This is a genomic window from Halobacillus sp. ABD4_316, assembly GCF_056161385.1.
On record NZ_JBSWZA010000002.1, the window covers coordinates 431,569 to 448,883 of the forward strand.

The 17,315-nt window shown below is 47.7% G+C and carries 16 protein-coding genes and 1 riboswitch; of the genes, 13 read left to right on the forward strand and 3 right to left on the reverse strand.

Annotation, left to right across the window (positions count from 1 at the left end; translation table 11 throughout):
- The first annotated feature begins 37 nt into the window (after window positions 1-37).
- From ACXAJH_RS09195 to ACXAJH_RS09205, 3 genes are all read left to right on the forward strand, one after another.
- On the forward strand, window positions 38-592 hold the full coding sequence (locus tag ACXAJH_RS09195; RefSeq protein WP_027953335.1) for a TRAP transporter small permease: 555 nt from the start codon (window positions 38-40) through the stop codon (window positions 590-592).
- A 27-nt stretch (window positions 593-619) separates the two neighbouring features.
- On the forward strand, window positions 620-1,885 hold the full coding sequence (locus ACXAJH_RS09200) for a TRAP transporter large permease (protein ID WP_224869181.1): 1,266 nt from the start codon (window positions 620-622) through the stop codon (window positions 1,883-1,885).
- A gap of 85 nt (window positions 1,886-1,970) precedes the next feature.
- Window positions 1,971-2,981, forward strand: a complete 1,011-nt coding sequence (locus ACXAJH_RS09205) for a DctP family TRAP transporter solute-binding subunit (protein ID WP_474990228.1) — start codon at window positions 1,971-1,973, stop codon at window positions 2,979-2,981.
- A gap of 32 nt (window positions 2,982-3,013) precedes the next feature.
- Here ACXAJH_RS09205 and ACXAJH_RS09210 read toward each other — a convergent pair whose 3' ends face one another.
- Both ACXAJH_RS09210 and ACXAJH_RS09215 read right to left on the reverse strand, forming a co-directional pair.
- A complete protein-coding gene (locus ACXAJH_RS09210) occupies window positions 3,014-4,198 on the reverse strand; it encodes an MFS transporter (protein WP_474993712.1) in 1,185 nt (394 codons plus the stop codon).
- Window positions 4,199-4,281: 83 nt separating this feature from the next.
- Window positions 4,282-5,355, reverse strand: a complete 1,074-nt coding sequence (locus ACXAJH_RS09215; RefSeq protein WP_474969815.1) for an AI-2E family transporter — start codon at window positions 5,353-5,355, stop codon at window positions 4,282-4,284.
- 169 nt (window positions 5,356-5,524) lie between these two features.
- Between ACXAJH_RS09215 and pepT the strand changes: the two genes are divergently transcribed.
- From pepT to ACXAJH_RS09240, 5 genes are all read left to right on the forward strand, one after another.
- The gene (gene pepT, locus ACXAJH_RS09220) at window positions 5,525-6,751 is read left to right on the forward strand and encodes a peptidase T (RefSeq protein WP_474994125.1); all 1,227 of its coding nucleotides are present in this window, start codon (window positions 5,525-5,527) and stop codon (window positions 6,749-6,751) included.
- Window positions 6,752-7,082: 331 nt separating this feature from the next.
- Complete coding sequence (locus tag ACXAJH_RS09225) at window positions 7,083-7,853, forward strand: TerC family protein (protein ID WP_474969814.1); 771 nt, start codon at window positions 7,083-7,085, stop codon at window positions 7,851-7,853.
- 183 nt (window positions 7,854-8,036) lie between these two features.
- Window positions 8,037-8,234: an SE1561 family protein gene (locus ACXAJH_RS09230; protein ID WP_027953328.1), complete on the forward strand. Its 198-nt coding sequence runs from the start codon at window positions 8,037-8,039 to the stop codon at window positions 8,232-8,234.
- Window positions 8,234-8,689 (forward strand): GNAT family N-acetyltransferase, encoded by a 456-nt coding sequence (locus ACXAJH_RS09235; RefSeq protein WP_474969813.1) that lies wholly within the window; start codon window positions 8,234-8,236, stop codon window positions 8,687-8,689. The genes ACXAJH_RS09230 and ACXAJH_RS09235 overlap by 1 nt, the downstream gene beginning before the upstream one ends.
- Before the next feature lie 18 nt (window positions 8,690-8,707).
- Window positions 8,708-9,157 carry an OsmC family protein gene (locus ACXAJH_RS09240; protein ID WP_474969812.1) on the forward strand — a complete coding sequence of 150 codons (450 nt, stop codon included), beginning with the start codon at window positions 8,708-8,710 and terminating at the stop codon, window positions 9,155-9,157.
- 128 nt (window positions 9,158-9,285) lie between these two features.
- On the opposite strand, the gene ACXAJH_RS09245 is transcribed toward ACXAJH_RS09240, so the two are convergent.
- Entirely contained in the window at window positions 9,286-10,947 is a 1,662-nt protein-coding gene (locus tag ACXAJH_RS09245; protein ID WP_474993714.1) for a glycoside hydrolase family 13 protein, read from the reverse strand.
- 444 nt (window positions 10,948-11,391) lie between these two features.
- Window positions 11,392-11,541: riboswitch (FMN riboswitch) on the forward strand.
- A 131-nt stretch (window positions 11,542-11,672) separates the two neighbouring features.
- Between ACXAJH_RS09245 and ribD the strand changes: the two genes are divergently transcribed.
- The 5 genes from ribD (at window position 11,673) to ACXAJH_RS09270 (ending at window position 17,302) form a co-directional block, all read left to right on the forward strand.
- Window positions 11,673-12,767, forward strand: coding sequence for a bifunctional diaminohydroxyphosphoribosylaminopyrimidine deaminase/5-amino-6-(5-phosphoribosylamino)uracil reductase RibD (ribD, locus tag ACXAJH_RS09250; RefSeq protein ID WP_474970447.1), 1,095 nt, complete (start codon window positions 11,673-11,675; stop codon window positions 12,765-12,767).
- The gene (ribE, locus tag ACXAJH_RS09255; protein ID WP_474969810.1) at window positions 12,767-13,417 is read left to right on the forward strand and encodes a riboflavin synthase; all 651 of its coding nucleotides are present in this window, start codon (window positions 12,767-12,769) and stop codon (window positions 13,415-13,417) included. The genes ribD and ribE overlap by 1 nt, the downstream gene beginning before the upstream one ends.
- Before the next feature lie 15 nt (window positions 13,418-13,432).
- Window positions 13,433-14,626, forward strand: a complete 1,194-nt coding sequence (locus tag ACXAJH_RS09260) for a bifunctional 3,4-dihydroxy-2-butanone-4-phosphate synthase/GTP cyclohydrolase II (protein WP_474970830.1) — start codon at window positions 13,433-13,435, stop codon at window positions 14,624-14,626.
- A gap of 14 nt (window positions 14,627-14,640) precedes the next feature.
- Window positions 14,641-15,108 (forward strand): 6,7-dimethyl-8-ribityllumazine synthase, encoded by a 468-nt coding sequence (gene ribH, locus ACXAJH_RS09265; RefSeq protein ID WP_027953321.1) that lies wholly within the window; start codon window positions 14,641-14,643, stop codon window positions 15,106-15,108.
- A 769-nt stretch (window positions 15,109-15,877) separates the two neighbouring features.
- Entirely contained in the window at window positions 15,878-17,302 is a 1,425-nt protein-coding gene (locus tag ACXAJH_RS09270) for a cryptochrome/photolyase family protein (RefSeq protein ID WP_474969808.1), read from the forward strand.
- The last annotated feature ends 13 nt before the right edge of the window (window positions 17,303-17,315 follow it).

The window sequence follows — 17,315 nt, forward strand, 5'->3', positions numbered from 1 at the left end:
AACTACTACATTCGATCTATTTAGGAGGATTACATACTTGAAGGTTTTTAAGGCAGTAGACAAAATCATATTAAAAATTGAAGAGTTTATATTAAGCTACGCGGTTATTATTATTGCTTTAATGGTCGTTGGAAAGGCGCTGAGCCGGGCGCTTTTCAGCTATTCGCCTCCGTTTGCTGATGAAGTCAGCCAGATTGCCATTGTCGTAGCAACCTTTATGGGGATCAGCTATGCCGCACGTAAAGGAAGACATATCAGCATGTCCGCCTTTTATGATCTGGCTCCCTTTAAGGTGAGGAAATTCCTTTCTATTCTCATTCCCTTTGGCACAGCAGCCGTGCTGTTTGTCCTGGCCTATTATTCGAGTCTTTATGTACAGGACGTGTATGAGTCAGGAAGAGTGACTTCAGCACTGGAAATGCCGGCCTATTACCTCTACATCTTCATTCCAATCGGTTTTTTGCTGGGAGGCATCCAGTTCCTTAGAAACATGTGGATCAACATTACGAACCGGGATGAAGTGTACTTGGGAACCGATGTCAAGGACTACAACGACGAAGATACAAATGATCTGGAAGGAACGCATTTATAAAAATCGGATACAAGAAAGGATAACGATATGATCGCGACTATGCTCATTATCATGGTGGTGCTTTTATTCTTAAACTTTCCCATGATGATTCCACTGATGGCAGCTCCATTAGTCATCATGTTTATCTATTTCCCAACATTGGACCCCATGATCCTCATGCAGCAATTCTCTACAGGAATCGAACCTTACGTATTACTAGCTGTACCTTTATTCATTTTCGCTGCCGATATTATGACTACAGGGAAGACATCAAACCGCCTGTTGGACTTCATCGGATCGTTCATCGGTCATATCCGGGGAGGCTACGCTGTAACAACAGCCGCTGCCTGTACGCTTTTTGGCGCGATATCAGGTTCAACCCAGGCTACAGTAGTCGCCATCGGTAAGCCGATGAGAGAGCGTCTTCTGAAAATCGGTTATAAAGATCCATCAGCCATCGCTTTAATTATCAATTCCAGTGACGTCGCACTCCTTGTGCCGCCAAGTATTGGAATGATCATATACGGCCTCGTTTCCGGCACCTCTGTCGGTGACTTGTTCATTGCTGGTATCATTCCCGGGATCATCGTATTCATCAGCTTTGCGGTCTACAGCATCATTTACGCTAAAATGGCCGATATTCCGCTGGCAGGAAAAGCGAGCTGGAGCGAACGGTGGACGATGACAAGAAAAGCGATTCTGCCACTCGGATTTCCAATTGTCGTTATCGGGGGTATTTATACAGGACTCTTCAGTCCTACGGAAGCAGCGGGGGTTTCAGTGCTCTATGCCTTTATTCTTGAGGTGTTCATCTATCGCTCCGTACATATTAAAGAGCTCCCGAAAATCGCCAGGTCTACAGGGCTTGTTACATCAGCCGTTTTTGTCCTTGTCGCCGGCGGGCAGGCTTTTACATGGGTCATTTCCTTTGCACGGATTCCTCAGATGATTACGGAAACTGTCCTTGGAACCGATCCTAGTGCCATTTACGTACTCTTGATGGTCACCATCTTCTTCTTTATCGGTTGTATGTTTGTAGACCCGATCGTCGTCATTCTTATCCTGACGCCGATTTTCTACCCGGCTGCGATGAGTGCTGGTATAGATCCGGTCCACCTCGGAGTCGTCATCACATTCCAGGCGGCTCTGGGATCAGCTACGCCGCCGTTTGGAGTAGATATCTTTACAGCCAGTGCGGTCTTCAATAAACCGTACCTGGAGGTTATCAAGGGCACACCGCCGTATATTCTCATTTTGTTTGCCATCTCAGGCTTACTCATATTTTTTGACGAACTGTCACTTTTCCTTCTTTAGGAAAAGGAGAGTTTAAATACAAAGGGAGGTCATTCTCATTCGAAAAAAGAATGGATTAGCAGTTCTTATTCTAGGGTTAATCAGTTTGGTGCTGGCTGCCTGTGGAGGCAGTGACGACAGCAGTGGTGACAGCGGGGGAGACGGACAGACGTATAATTGGAAGTTCGTAACAGAGGAAGTGGAAGGACAGGTCCAGTATGAATACGCCCAGGAGTTTGCCAAGCGTATGAATGAAAAATCCGACGGTGCTGTTAATATCGACGTGTATGAATTCGGAGGGCTCGGTAGTGAAACAAACCAGGTCGAGCAGCTGCAGAGCGGTACCGTGGAAATGGCTGTCATGTCTCCAGGGTTCACAGGGAATATGGTGAAAGAAGGACAAATCTTTGCGCTCCAATTCCTTTTTCCTGAAAGTGTAGAAAAGACACAGAATATCCTGAACGACAGCGAAGCTTTGAATACAGACCTTCGTAAGCTTTACGAGGAACACAGCATTTCGCCGCTTTCTTTCTGGTCTGAAGGCGCGATGCAGTGGACATCCAGTAAGGAGATTTCCGAACCTGCGGATTTCGAAAACTTCAAGATGCGTACACAGACGTCTCCGTTGATCCTGAAGTCCTATGAAGCATATGGAGCTGATCCGACACCAATGAGCTGGTCTGAGCTTTACACAGCCCTGGACCGTGGCACAGTGGAAGGACAGGAGAACCCGATCTTCTTCATCGGAGATGCTTCTTTCAACGAAGTACAGGACTACATGACAATGTCGAATCATAACAATTACGTGGCAATGACTACTGTGAACACTGACTGGTATGATGGCCTTGACGAAGAAATGAAAACGATGGTGGATGAAACCGTAACGGAGATGCAGGACTGGGTATTTGAAGAACAGAAGAAGCAGAACGAAGAATATTTAGAAACGATTAAGAACGATACGGAAAACCCGACAGAGATTGTAGAGCTGTCTGACGAACAGCGTGAAGCTTTTAAAGAAAAGGCTGAACCTGTCCGCGACTTCTACCGCAACGAAGTATCCACGGTAGATGGTGAAGTTCTTGATAAGCTGATTGAAGAAATCAATGCAGCCGAATAACGAAAAAGCCCCGCAGAGATGCGGGGCTTTTATTATTGAGGCGACTGCCACGGTTCGGTCTGCCTTTTTAAGTCGATGATCGTCAGCACCATGACGACTAAAAAGAGAAAACTGGATAGTTTAAACAGGGCAGCTGTGTTCACAAATTGATAGATAAACCCAAGGATGAGGGCACTCGCACCGATGCCGAGGTCAATAGAGGAGTAGTACATCCCGTTGGCAATCCCGCTTCGCTCGATGGAGGTCTTGGAGATGACCCAGGCCTGGAGTGCCGGCATCATGGATCCATAGCCGGCTCCGAATAAAGCTCCTGCGATAATAAGGTCCAGATTCGAATCCGCTGTTGCCAGCACCCACATGGCAATGAAAGATATGACGGAACAGACGATTATTAAGTTCCATGGTCCCCGCTTATCAAAGTACCGTCCTGTTATGGGACGTGACACAGTAGCAAGGACGGCATTAAAGAAATAAAAAAGAAACGTTCCGTCCAGTCCTTGTTCATTACCGAAGATGACAATGTAGGTAACAACCGCTCCGTAACCAAACGTGTTGAGAATCGTGACGAGAGCCGGGTACCAGCTTCTCTTTTCGATTAATGCATCCTTGAAGGAGAAGCGAGGCGGATTTTTTTGGTTTTCATACACCTGCTCAGGCGTGGTGAAGCGGGTGACAGAAAATAAAAGAAGCGCAATGATTCCGAGTGCTGCGGAAATCCATATGAGTAGAGAGAATGAATAGTTCTGATACAAGTAGATACCGAGACTTGGAGCCATAATCATTCCGACGGTAACGGATAAACCGAAATAGCCCATCCCCTCCCCTACACGGCGTCTTGGGACGATGTCAACAGCGGCGGTTCCGTTGACCGTCGTCGACCATCCCCACGCAAGGCCGTGGATGAAGCGGATGACCAGCAGGAAGAAGACCACCTGTGTCACAGGATACATCATCGTCAGGAGGAGCAGGGCCCCGGCACCGATGAGGATGAGCAGTTTCCGTGCCCGGGTCATCAGGAGGTGACCAATAAACGGACGAATCACGATCGCTGCAAAAGCGAAGGTGGTCGTAATCAATCCGACTTCAAGGGTGCTGCCGCCAATCGACTCGATATACGGAGGCAGGTTGGGAAGCAGCATCTGGAAGCTCATAAACGTAAATAAGTTGGCAAGAATGAGAAAGATAAAAGGCCGGGTCCATAATCTTGGTTTATGCATAAAAAATCCCTCGCTTCGGTGATATAGAATGAAAAAAGCAGACCCCCTATTGTAAACAATAGCGGGTCAGAGCGTTTGTATAATCAGCTGTGATCAGCTGTTCTCCGTTCAAGCCACTCCTGATAGAAGTGACGGACAATTGTCTTGATAACCGCATAGGTGGGAATAGCAAACAATAATCCGAGGAAGCCGGCAAGGCTTCCAGCTGCGAGAATCAAGGTAATGATGGTAAGCGGATGGATGCTCAATGCTTTACCCATGACGTTTGGCGAAACAAAATTCCCTTCCAGCTGCTGAGCGATAATGGTAATGACGGCCACCCACACAGCCAGGATGGGGTCTTCGAACAATCCGACAAGGATGGCTGGTACCACGGCCAGGAAGGGGCCGACGAATGGGATAACATTCATCACCATGGCAAATAAAGACAAGGTCAGAGCGTATGGAAGATCGATGATTAAATACCCGACAAGCAGCAGCAGACCGACAACGATACTGACCGTCAGCTGACCGAGAATGAAGGAATGAAGCGTATGATCGATATCGTGAGCCAGTTTAGCAAAGCTTTTTCCCGCTCTTTTTCCTAAGAACTGCCTGATGAACGGGATCAGTTTGTCACCATCCTTCAGCATGAAGAAAAGGAAAAACGGGATCAGGACAAGAGCGAACACAAAACTGATCAACTGGCTGACGACGTTGATGACCACCGTGGAGGCATCCTGAAGATATGTTTCCAGATTGTTGGCCACATTATCGATGGTCGCATTGAACTGACTTGGTATAATGTCCTGATTCTGCTGCCAGTATGTTACGCCTTCGCCAATCATTTCAGCCATATCCGGAATGTTATCTACGAGCCGGGTGAACTGCTCCTGGGCGATTGGAGCAATGAACTGGGTGATGATGTAACCGAGAACAATGAACAATAGGAAGATGATGACAATTCCGAGAATTCTCGGCACTTTGTAGTGTTCCAGAAGTTTTAGTAAGGGACGGGATAAATAAAACAGAATCCCACCACCGATTAAAGGAAAGGCGATGGCTCCGACATAGGTCATGATCGGATCGAAGAAAAACTGAATTTGATGCAGCAGTAAAATCAACAGAGCAAGTAGGATGGCAGTTACGATGGCTTGAAACCATTTTTTTTGGACCACAGATAAGACACACCTTTTTATGTAGAATGAAGAAAAGCTGGATGCTCCAGCTTTCAGACGTTCGTGCATATTCGTTATAATAAGGATACCAAATTTCGGGGGGGAAGCAATAGATTTACTTTTCCTGTATGAAAGTTTACCCGAAAGAGACATGGGAGGAGCATCAATGATGAAAAAAGAATTGTTGGAACGTTTAGTTTCCTATGCAAAAATGAATACTCAATCCGATGAAACTACCGGCCGTACCCCTTCAACGGAAGGGCAGTGGGAGCTTGCTCATAAGCTTGTCGAAGAACTTGAAGCTATCGGGATGAGTGAAGTCAGTGTGGATGACCATGCTTATGTGATGGCATCCCTTCCTGCAAATACGGAAAAAGAGGTGCCGGTAATCGGCTTTCTCGCTCATCTGGATACAGCCACCGATTTTACCGGCGAACATGTAAACCCTCAAATTGTTGAAAACTATGACGGAGGGGTGCTGCCTTTGAATGAAGAGGTGGAGCTTCGCCCGGAAGATTTCCCTGAACTTACCGCCTATAAAGGGCAGACGTTGATCACAACGGATGGAACGACCCTGCTCGGGGCCGATAATAAAGCAGGTATTGCTGAAATTATGACGGCTCTGAATCATCTTATTCAACATCCCGAAATCAAGCACGGAAAAATCCGTGTGGCGTTTACACCGGATGAAGAAATCGGCAGAGGCCCCCACAAATTTGACGTCGACCGTTTTGGTGCTTCCTACGCCTACACCGTTGATGGAGGTCCGCTCGGTGAACTTCAGTATGAAAGTTTTAATGCAGCAGGCGCCAAGCTCACCTTTAACGGAAACAGTGTGCATCCGGGGACGGCAAAAAATAAACTTGTCAACGCGGTAAAGCTTGCTCTGGAATTCCAAAATCAGCTTCCAGCCGAAGAAGCGCCTGAACATACAGAAGGGTATGAAGGTTTTTACCATCTCCTTGGCCTGCAAGGGAATGTGGATCGGGCTGAGCTTTCCTATATTGTGAGGGATCACGATAAAGAAAAATTTGAGGAGAAAAAGCAGCGGTTACATGGTCTGGCTGCTGACATGAATGAACGCCTTGGAGAAAAGCGGGTGGCTGTAGAAATGGAGGATCAGTACTACAACATGGGGGACAAAATCAAACCGGTCCGTCATATTGTTGATATCGTTGAAGAAGCGATGCAGAACAAAGGTGTGAAGCCCATCATTCAACCGATCCGCGGAGGAACGGATGGGTCACAGCTTTCCTACATGGGACTTCCTACGCCGAATATTTTCACCGGGGGAGAAAACTTCCACGGAAAGTATGAGTACATATCTCTGGAGAGTATGGAAAAAGCGGCTGAGGTCATCGTCGAAACCACCCGTTTATTTGAAGAGAAAGCCTGATGGACGCGTGTTATCCCGAATGGATCAAACGATTGATGAACGACGTATAAGGATTCCGTCCCGTCCCCATACTAAAGTGATTCCATAATGTGGGCGGGAATGATTGACAAAAAAAGGCTTCATGCTATGATTAAGAAAGATATAGCATTCCTAAAGGGGAGTAGCTGGTACAATAAAGTCGTCATTTCGGGAGTCATCCCCGGCTTTATTGGCAACGTACGTTGTTAGCGAGACCTTTACCCACAGTGGTAAAGGTCTATGTAATGGCCCGGACCACTTTGGTCGGGGCCATTTTTTAATGGCAGCTTGTATAAATGAGGAGAGTGAAACTGTGGATGTTCAATTGTTGATTGAGTATGGCTGGGTTTTGATTGTACTTGTCGGTCTGGAAGGTATTCTAGCCGCAGACAACGCTCTTGTTCTGGCCATTATGGTAAAGCACCTGCCGGAAGAAAAGCGTAAGAAAGCCCTGTTTTATGGACTGCTTGGTGCGTTCATTTTACGATTTGGTTCTTTATTCATTATATCTTTCCTTGTCGATGTCTGGCAGGTGCAGGCCCTTGGTGCCGCCTACCTCTTATTCATCTCGATCAAGCACCTCATTGATAAATGGAGGTCCGGCGGAGAGGAAGAGGAGGAAGAGGAAGATACCGGCTCCGAGCGGGGGAAAGGCTTCTGGATGACTGTGTTGAAAGTCGAACTTGCCGACCTCGCCTTTGCTGTCGACTCCATCTTAGCTGCTGTAGCTCTTGCTGTTGCTCTTCCAGAAACGGATCTTCCCAACGTCGGAAGTCTGGATGGAGGACAGTTCGGTGTCATCCTGGCAGGGGGGATGATCGGAATTATCATCATGCGTTTTGCGGCCAATGTGTTCGTCAATCTGCTTCAATCCCGTCCGGGTCTTGAAATCGCCGCCTTTGTCATTGTGGGATGGGTCGGTATCAAGCTTGTCGTATCCACGCTAGCCCACCCGAATATTCAAATTCTTGATGAACACTTTGCTCATTCGACAGTGTGGAAAATTATATTCTATTCTGTCCTTGTTTTAATTGCAGTGCTGGGCTGGTTCCTTTCCGGTAAAAAGGAAGAAAAGCAAGCCTGATTTTAAAGGGCAGAGCCCGGCATTGAGGAGAAAACCCGTACTATGATCGCACGTAGTACGGGTTTTCTTGTATCACTCAGCTGAAGCACGGCACATTCCGCACCCGTTCATGGCGCGTGAAAGTGCCGTTTGGTTTATTGAAAATAAAAGAAACGATACAATAGAGAAAAGGGGGAATGTACGGTGGGAAAAGCTGTAGAAAATACGTCCGATCAATTCCGTTATGTGAAAAACCGGATTGATATGCTGCATCAGGTTGTTGAGAGCATGGATCCAGAAGAACTCGATCGGGAAGATTTTCAGCGTGTCCATCAAATGGTGGAGCAGCTGCATATAAAAATGGACCGCTTCAAGAAAGACTGGGATGCGCGGGAGTCATAATGTCCATCACTTTTTCCCGGATGACCCAGCAGGAAGCCGAGGAAATGGCGGCGTGGCATTATCCTCCGCCGTATGATTTTTACGATATGACCGCCGATGAAGAAGATTATCGTGAGTTTATCGATCCTCATCGGAGAAGTCCGCATACGTACAGCGCCTATAGGGAAGGCGCGCTGATCGGTTTCTTCACCTTTCATCCGACTGTTGAAGAAACGGTGGATGTAGGTCTTGGACTCCGCCCGGATCTAACGGGAAAGGGGAAGGGAGATTCCTTTATGGAAGCTGGTTTGAGTTTTGCAGAGCGCCACTATGGGGCCCGTTTTTTTACATTGAGTGTTGCTGAGTTCAATCAGCGGGCGGTCGAAGTATACCGAAGAGCTGGATTTAAAGAAACCCACCGGTTTATGCAGAAGACCAATGGAGGTACGTATCCATTCATTGCTATGAAAAAATAAAAAGGAGGTTGTTCTGCTTTGGCATTACATCATTTTCATTTAAAGGCAGACTGGCCGGGCGGCCGCAACGAAGTCGGCCGGATCGAATCAGATAAATTGAAAACAGAAATCTCCATCCCTAAAGAAATGGATGGACCGGATGTAGGAACAAACCCGGATGAAATGCTTCTGGGGGCGGCGGCGACCTGTTACATCATTACGCTGGCCGCTATGATCGAAAGAGCGGATCTGCCGCTTCAGGAAATGGATATGACCTCGGAAGGTCAGGTCGATGTGACCGACGGAGTCTTCACCTATAAGAAAATCATTCACCGTCCCCGTGTCGTGTTGAAAAGTGAGGCAGAAGAGAAGGAGTTGGAAAAACTCCAGCGTCTTGTTGAAAAGGCGGAAAAGTCCTGCATGATCTCACGAGCAATTGCAGGAAATGTAGCGTTGGAGCTGGACTCAGATGTAACTATTGCTTCCTGACAGAAAGGGAAGAAAAAAGCGGCCTGTATGGCATGGCATACAGGCCGCTTTTCGTTTTTAAAGGACTCCGCCTTGGCAGGAAGAGAGAACCACTATAAACCAACCATGGTTTTACAAGCTTTCTTCGTTTACGTCTCCATAAGGTAAACGCGCGCTTCATAAGGCTTCAACGAGAAGCTGGATACGTTCTTATGATGGTTTACAATCGAATTGGACAACATCAGCTGACTGGAGCTGAGTGGCTCCTCCGACTGAAAGTCAGCTGCTTGATCGGTCAGATTGACGATGACGATGGCTTTTTTACTGTCCAGCGTCCTCGTATAAGCATAAATCTGCTCATCTTCCGGAAGAAGAAGATTATAGATGCCATACGTAAACACATCCTGCTCCTTTTTCATGGCAATCATTTTTTTGTAGTAGTTCAAGATGGAATGGGGGTCCTGTTCTTGATCAGCCACATTGATGGACGTATAGTTCGGGTTGATTTTCATCCACGGGTTTCCGGTTGTAAAACCAGCTTGTGCTTCACGGCTCCACTGCATCGGCGTACGGCTGTTGTCCCTGGATGTGTTCCAGAGAATGTTCATAATGTCCTTATGAGCCATGCCTTTTGCTTTTTTGTTCTGATATAAATTTTTCGCAGCCACATCATCATAATCTTCAATGGAAGGGAAGGCCATATTCGTCATGCCGATTTCCTGACCTTGATAAATGTAAGGCGTCCCCTGCATAAAGAAATACATCGTTGCAATCGCCGTCGCACTTTCGCGCCAGTAGACTTGATCATCCCCCCACGTCGAAACGACACGGGCCTTGTCATGGTTTTCTACAAACAAAGCGTTCCATCCATCCCCTTCAAGAGCTTTCTGCCATCGGGTCAGTACTTTTTTCAAACCCTTAATGTCAAGCTGCTGTTCAGCATCCTGATCCCAAAGGTCCAGGTGCTCGAATTGGAAGATCATATCCATTTTTCCGTTGTCGCCGACCCATTGATCCGCTTCATCGGCACTTACCCCGTTCGCTTCTCCGACCGTCATCACGTCATAATTATCGTATGTGCGGTCTTTGAATTCCTGAAGGTGGGTGTGGATCCCTTTTTGGTTCATATGCATATCAAAAGAGGACACATACGTTTCTTTTTCAGGGTTCGGCATATCTGGAAAGCCCGGCCGCTTTTTGATATGGCTGATGGCATCTATGCGGAAACCGTCGATTCCTTTATCCAGCCACCAGTTGACCATGCTGTATAGAGCTTCGCGGACGTCTTCGTTCTCCCAGTTCAAGTCCGGCTGCTTTCTGGAGAACACATGAAGGTAATACTGCCTTGTTTCCTCGTCATATTCCCATGCCGATCCTTCAAAGATACTCTCCCAGTTGTTCGGTTCGCGGCCGCCTCTGCCATCGCGCCAGATATACCAGTCCCTCTTGGGATTGTCCTTGGATTTCCGGGATTCCAAAAACCATGGATGTTCATCACTTGTATGGTTGAGGACGAGGTCGATGATCAACTTCATGTCACGTTTATGCACTTCCTTAAGCAGCTCGTCGAAATCCTCCATCGTTCCGAATTCATCCAGGATGTCCTGATAATCGGAAATGTCATAACCGTTATCATCCTTCGGGGATTTGTACATTGGGCAGATCCAAATGAAATCAATGCCCATATCCTTCAAATAGTCCAGACGGCTGATCATTCCCTGCAGATCGCCGATCCCATCTCCATTTGAATCCTGAAAACTTCTAGGGTAAACTTGATATCCTACCGCTTCTTTCCACCATACCCGTTCCATATACAGCCCCTCTTTCCTAATAAAATCATTCGTGATATGCAAACGTTTTCTCAGTGAGAATGATTGAATAAACAGCTTGTTTATTCAATAACCATAACCATGAAAATCTAAAAATATATCTTATTATGCAAACGTTTTCCTGATAAATCTATACTAGCTGATTTTCTTCTGCTTTACAATAGGAGGTTCGTGAAAAGAGCAGGCTTACACATCATTGGATTGTTAAAATCAGGTGGTGCATCTTCTGTTGAGGATGTTGAAAGGCTGTCATGAATCCTGTTGATTTCACAACAAAGCGGCGTGAATCCGGTGGACAGTTATCCGTGTGCCCATCATAAGGGCGGTCAGTTTTATGAGTACATAGCCTTAATGGGTGCTGTTTAAACCTTAAGGATTGCGGCAGATGGGGATTTCATATATATTTAAAGTAATTCAACTGAATATGGAAACCTTCGGGGTCGGGTGAAAGTCCCAGCCGGCGGTAATGAGCTTATGCTCTCAGCCCGCGACGGAGAATCAGTGTTAAGCACGGTTCTCCCTGATTTGGTGAAATTCCAAAGCCGACAGTTAAAGTCTGGATGGGAGAAGGTTGTGGAAACGTATCGGTACCGTTCATGCAACACGTGTACCCTTTGTTTGCTGTACGCAAAAAAATGACGTTTAAGACCCTGGAGAAGTATGTCTTCTTCAGGGTTATTTTTATGGAAAAAGAGCAGGTGATGAAGATGGAGCGTGATGAGCAGTACATGGCAATGGCTGTACAGATGGCCAGGGAAACGGTCGGCCAGACGAGTCCCAACCCTTCAGTAGCCGCCATTGTGGTCAAAGATAATCAAGTCGTCGGTATAGGCGTGCATGTGAAGGCTGGTGAACCTCATGCGGAAGTGCACGCACTACGGATGGCAGGAGAAAAAGCGGAAGGCGCGGACATCTATGTCACTCTTGAACCGTGCAGCCATCATGGACGGACACCTCCGTGTGCCGAAGCTGTCGTGAAGGCAGGCATCCGCCGGGCCGTTACGGCTTCATCGGATCCGAACCCTAAAGTTTCCGGCCGGGGCATTGAAATGATGAAGCGGCAGGGCGTGGAGGTCCGGACGGGTGTTTTGAAAGACGAGGCAGATGAACTGAATCGTGCCTTCTTTCATTACATTCAAACAGGTGAACCTTATGTCCGTTTAAAGACAGCGATGAGCCTTGACGGGAAGATTGCCACCGCCAGTGGAGAGAGTCAATGGATCACAGGAGAAGAGGCGCGGCAGGACGGACACCGCTATCGTCATCAATCGGACGCGATTCTAGTCGGGATCAATACGGTCATGATGGATAATCCGACATTGACGACAAGAATTCCGGGTGGCGGAAAGCATCCGATCCGTCTTGTCCTCGATACGCATCTTCGTATTCCGACTGCTTCGAATCTGATACAAAATAATGAATCTCCAACGTGGATTTTCACGTCAGCGGATATACCGGATGAAAAGCGTCTGATTCTTGAAGAGCATGCCCATGTCCACGTCATTCCGCTTGGCCGCACCATCGATCCTGGAGAAGTCCTGCGCTATTTAGGAAAGCACAAGGTCACCTCTCTCCTTGTTGAAGGAGGGGCCACCATTGCCGACGCTTTTGTCAGATCAGGAAAGGTGAATGAGACGATTACGTATATTGCTCCCAAATTGATCGGTGGAAAAGAAGCACTGACCCCGGTTGCCGGCCGCGGCATCCAACAGTTGAAACAGGTGACATCTTTTGAGTTTGTATCGACCGAACAGCTTGGAGAAGATATTAAAATTGTTTCGATAAGAAAAGGGGAATCCTAATGTTTACAGGAATTGTAGAAGAAATAGGAACACTGCAGTCCGTTAAAAGTAAAACGGAAGCTTTGGAGATAAAGATTGCTGCATCCAAAATTCTGGAAGATATCAAGCTTGGGGACAGTATTTCCATTAACGGTGTCTGTCTGACCGTGACAGATTATACGAAGGATACCGCATCCTTTGATGTGATGCCGGAAACATACCGCGCCACCAACATCCATGAATTAAAGCAGGGCAGCGATGTCAATCTTGAACGCGCGATGGCGGCAGATGGGCGGTTCGGCGGTCACCTTGTATCGGGTCATATTGACGGTACGGGCAGCATTGTATCAAAAAGGCCGGAGTCCAACGCCGTCTATTACGACATACAGCTTCCGTCCGACTTGGTTCCTTATTTTGTCTATAAAGGCTCGATAGCTGTTGATGGTACATCCCTGACTGTATTCGGAGTAGAAGAGGATCGTGTCACCATTTCTTTGATTCCGCACACGATGGAACATACCGTTCTCGGCAGGAAAGGTCCGGGAGACAAAGTTAATATCGAATGTGACATGATTGGAAAATATGTCGCTCACTTCCTGAGTGGGCAGAATCAAGAGCACCCGCAAACAGCCATCTCCAAAAAGATGCTGGCTGATAACGGGTTTGCATGAAGAGGGGGAAAGCATATGTTTGATTCGGTTGAAAAAGCGATTGATGTATTGAAGCAGGGAAAGCTTGTCATCGTTTGTGATGACGAGGACAGGGAAAATGAAGGGGACTTTATTGGAATTGCGGAGCATGCTTCCACGGAGATGATCAATTTTATGATCAAGCATGGGCGTGGGCTGGTTTGTGCCCCGATTACGAATGAAACAGCTGGAGCGCTCGAGCTGATGCCTATGGTCAATGATAATTCAGACCCTAATCAGACAGCGTTTACGGTCAGTGTGGATCATAAAGAGACAACAACTGGAATTTCAGCGGACGAACGGGCCCTGACCATCAGGGAAATGCTGAACCCGGAAAGTAAAGCTTCCGATTTCCAGCGGCCCGGTCATATTTTCCCGTTGATTGCCAAGGAAGGCGGTGTCCTGCGCAGAGCGGGTCATACGGAAGCGGCTGTCGACCTGGCACGTCTTGCGGGAGCCCGGCCGGCAGGTGTCATCTGTGAAATCATTAAAGATGATGGAACGATGGCCCGTGTGCCTGACCTGAAAGAAATGGCCGAGGCGTTTGACATTCCGATGATCACCATTGCGGATTTGATTTCATACCGCCATGAGCAGGAAAACCATGTGACCCGGGAAATCGAGGTGCAGATGCCTACAGAATACGGCGAATTCCGAGCGGTAGGCTTCAAGAATGATATCGATTTTAAAGATCACATCGCTCTTGTAAAAGGAGACATCAATCCGGAGGAGCCGACCCTTGTGCGGGTACACTCCGAATGTCTGACAGGGGATGTCTTCGGCTCCTACCGCTGTGACTGCGGTCCTCAGCTGCACAACGCTTTACGGCAGATTTCCGAAAATGGCAGCGGTGTTCTGCTGTACATGCGACAGGAAGGCCGCGGGATCGGGTTAATGAATAAATTGAAAGCCTATAAGCTTCAGGAAGAAGGCTATGACACGGTGGAAGCGAATGAGAAACTCGGCTTCGGGCCTGATTTAAGAGATTACGGTGTCGGTGCTCAAATCCTGAAGGACCTGGGCATTACAAAACTTCGTCTGCTGACGAATAACCCGAAGAAAATTTCCGGACTTGGTGGTTTTGGTCTTGAGGTTGTAGAGAGGGTGGCTATTCAGATGCCTTCCCGCAAAGAAAATGAAAGCTACTTGAAAACGAAACAGTCTAAAATGGGGCACTTATTCCACTACTAGAAAGGAAGAGACTTATGGTTAAAACATTTGAAGGTAATCTTGTAGGAACAGGACTGAAAATCGGTATTGTAACAGGAAGGTTCAACGATTTTATTACGAGTAAGCTGTATGAAGGAGCCGTAGATGCGCTGAAGCGTCACGGCGTCGATCTGAACGATGTAGAGGCTGCTTATGTGCCTGGAGCTTTTGAAATTCCACTGGCCGCTCAGAAGATGGCGGAAACCGGGAAGTACGATGCGGTTATCACCCTGGGAGCTGTCATCCGCGGCTCCACGCCGCATTTCGACTATGTTTGCGGCGAAGCAGCTAAAGGGGTTTCTCAGGCTTCCCAGAAGACTGGTATTCCAGTGATCTTTGGCGTCATTACCACAGACACCATTGAACAGGCCATCGAGCGTGCAGGTACGAAGGCCGGTAACAAAGGCTGGGAGGCAGCCACAGCAGCCATTGAAATGGCGACACTGATGAACGCGTTCAAATAAAAGAACCTATTTGGAAAAGTACGGTTTTACAGAGGTGGTATGTGCGGTCATCTTCCGCTTATCGGTGGATGCCTGCCGTGGGCCCGGTTTCAGCTGACCTGGGTTCGGTCCCGTAGGCCCCACCACCGAACACTTCTCGTAACTTCGCCAAAATAGTACAAAAAAGAGGGGTTCTGCTTAGCAGAACCCCTCTTTTGGCTGTAGAAAAAGCCTGTGTTAACCAGTTAGAGTTTTCCATTTGTCGTGGGAAGGGTCACTTTCCGCTTATCGGTGGATGAATGCCGCGGGTACGCCCTCCGCTGACTTGGTCAGGAAGGCCGCCTGCCCAAGTGGATCTTCGGCCCGTGCTGTTCCCGCGGGCATCACCACCGAACGCTCCTTGTGCCGACGTTAGAATATGAAGGAGAGAGATTGTGCATTACGCAGGTACGCAGATTCAAAAGAAAGGCATGGGCTGCGCTATTGCCGCTTGCGTGGAAAAGAGGAAGGGAAAGAACAGGTGCTGATGACGGCTGCCTGCCGGAAGATTTTCCTCCATCCAGCAAGAGTGAGCGGGGTGGAGGAGAGTCTTTGTCGATGTTAAAGAACCCCCAAGGAGCAGTGCCCCTTCCACTCCTGCGGAAGAACGAGTGGTCCGAGACCGCCCAGCTCGGGCGCTCGTCCGCGGAAAGGGAAGGGGCTCTGGTTTTTCGTGGAGCCTGTCCCCCCGGTTGGACAGGGTTTAAGTGAAGTAGGAAAAAGGAAGGATAAAGGGAAAGGGGGAACGGTGATGACAACAAGAGCCGTCTGGTTTAGAAGAGATTTACGGTTGAATGATCATACAGCACTTGCAAAAGCTGTTGAACATACAAAAGATGAGGACAGCCTCGTTTTGTTTTTTCATATTCACCCGGATTTGAACAAGTCATTCACAATGAGGCATGATTACTATTTTCAAACCCTTCAGGACTTCGTTTCACGTGCCGGGGATATGGGTGCGCCTGTCCATGTTATTGAAGGAGAAACCGAAGAGTCCTTTCAGACATTTGTAAAGGAACTGGATGTGGACATGGTCTACTTCAACCGGGATGAAACAGGATTTGGTAAGAAGCGGGATGATCATATGGTGGAGTATCTGGACTCGATTGATGTGGAAGTCTACCATTACATGGATCACCACCTGCACGGGGCGGAGGAAATCAAAAAACAGGATGGCGGCCATTATAAAGTATTCTCCCCATACTTAAAGAAGTGGAAGCAGCAGCAGAAACCCGGTATTCAACGGGTGAACCACGATAAACTGAAAAATGCGGCCGTGGATAAACGTTCTTCCTTTAAAGAAGGAGAAAAAGCGTACCAGTCGCTGATGGAAAAAATAGAAGCTGATTTTCCCGGGACAGGGGAAGAAGCTGCCGGTGAAAGGTTCAGCCTGTTTCTTGATGGAGCCATCTATGATTATGATGAGGAGCGGGATTTCCCGGCCGTTGATGGGACAAGTCTGATGTCCAGGTATCTGCGTACTGGTGCGGTTTCCGTCCGGACGCTGTATCATAGAATTCAGGACGAAGTAAACTTCAAAAAGGATACATCCGGAGTGGAAACCTATATTTCCGAGCTTGCGTGGCGCGATTTTTACAACATGATCTATTACTATTATCCTGAATCAGACGATAAAGAGCTTGTTGAAAAATACAGAGGTATTCCGTGGAATAATGATGAGGATCTTCTGGAAAAATGGAAGCAGGGGCAGACTGGTTTTCCGTTGATTGATGCAGCGATGAGACAGCTGAATGAAACCGGCTGGATGCATAACCGGCTCCGTATGGCTGTGGCCTCTTTTTTGACGAAGGATCTGCTGATGGATTGGCGCGAAGGAGAACGGTACTTTGCTGAGAGGCTGGTGGACTATGACCCTGCCTCGAATATCGGTGGCTGGCAGTGGGCGGCTTCCACCGGTACAGATCCTGTTCCTTATTTCCGCGTATTTAATCCAGTCAGGCAGTCCGAGCGCTTCGATCCTCACGGCCGTTTCATTAAGGAATGGGTGCCGGAGCTTGAAAATGTGGAGAAGAAGTATATCCATGATCCTTCGAAGATGCCGGAGAACGAACAGGAAAAGGCTGGATGTATGATCGGTGAAGACTATCCTGAGCCTGTGGTGGACCATAAAAAGATGCGGAAGCGGGCGATTGAAGTTTTTAAAGACAAAACATAAAAAGAGGGGTAAC

Excerpts from the sequence above, each read along its gene's own strand:
- ACXAJH_RS09260 (WP_474970830.1), top strand. The coding sequence starts at position 13,433 with ATGTTTGATTCGGTTGAAAAAGCGATTGATGTATTGAAGCAGGGAAAG.
- ACXAJH_RS09270 (WP_474969808.1), top strand. The coding sequence starts at position 15,878 with ATGACAACAAGAGCCGTCTGGTTTAGAAGAGATTTACGGTTGAATGAT.
- ribD (WP_474970447.1), top strand. The coding sequence starts at position 11,673 with ATGGAGCGTGATGAGCAGTACATGGCAATGGCTGTACAGATGGCCAGG.
- ACXAJH_RS09210 (WP_474993712.1), bottom strand. The coding sequence starts at position 4,198 with ATGCATAAACCAAGATTATGGACCCGGCCTTTTATCTTTCTCATTCTT.
- pepT (WP_474994125.1), top strand. The coding sequence starts at position 5,525 with ATGAAAAAAGAATTGTTGGAACGTTTAGTTTCCTATGCAAAAATGAAT.
- ribE (WP_474969810.1), top strand. The coding sequence starts at position 12,767 with ATGTTTACAGGAATTGTAGAAGAAATAGGAACACTGCAGTCCGTTAAA.
- ACXAJH_RS09200 (WP_224869181.1), top strand. The coding sequence starts at position 620 with ATGATCGCGACTATGCTCATTATCATGGTGGTGCTTTTATTCTTAAAC.
- ACXAJH_RS09245 (WP_474993714.1), bottom strand. The coding sequence starts at position 10,947 with ATGGAACGGGTATGGTGGAAAGAAGCGGTAGGATATCAAGTTTACCCT.
- ACXAJH_RS09235 (WP_474969813.1), top strand. The coding sequence starts at position 8,234 with ATGTCCATCACTTTTTCCCGGATGACCCAGCAGGAAGCCGAGGAAATG.
- ribH (WP_027953321.1), top strand. The coding sequence starts at position 14,641 with ATGGTTAAAACATTTGAAGGTAATCTTGTAGGAACAGGACTGAAAATC.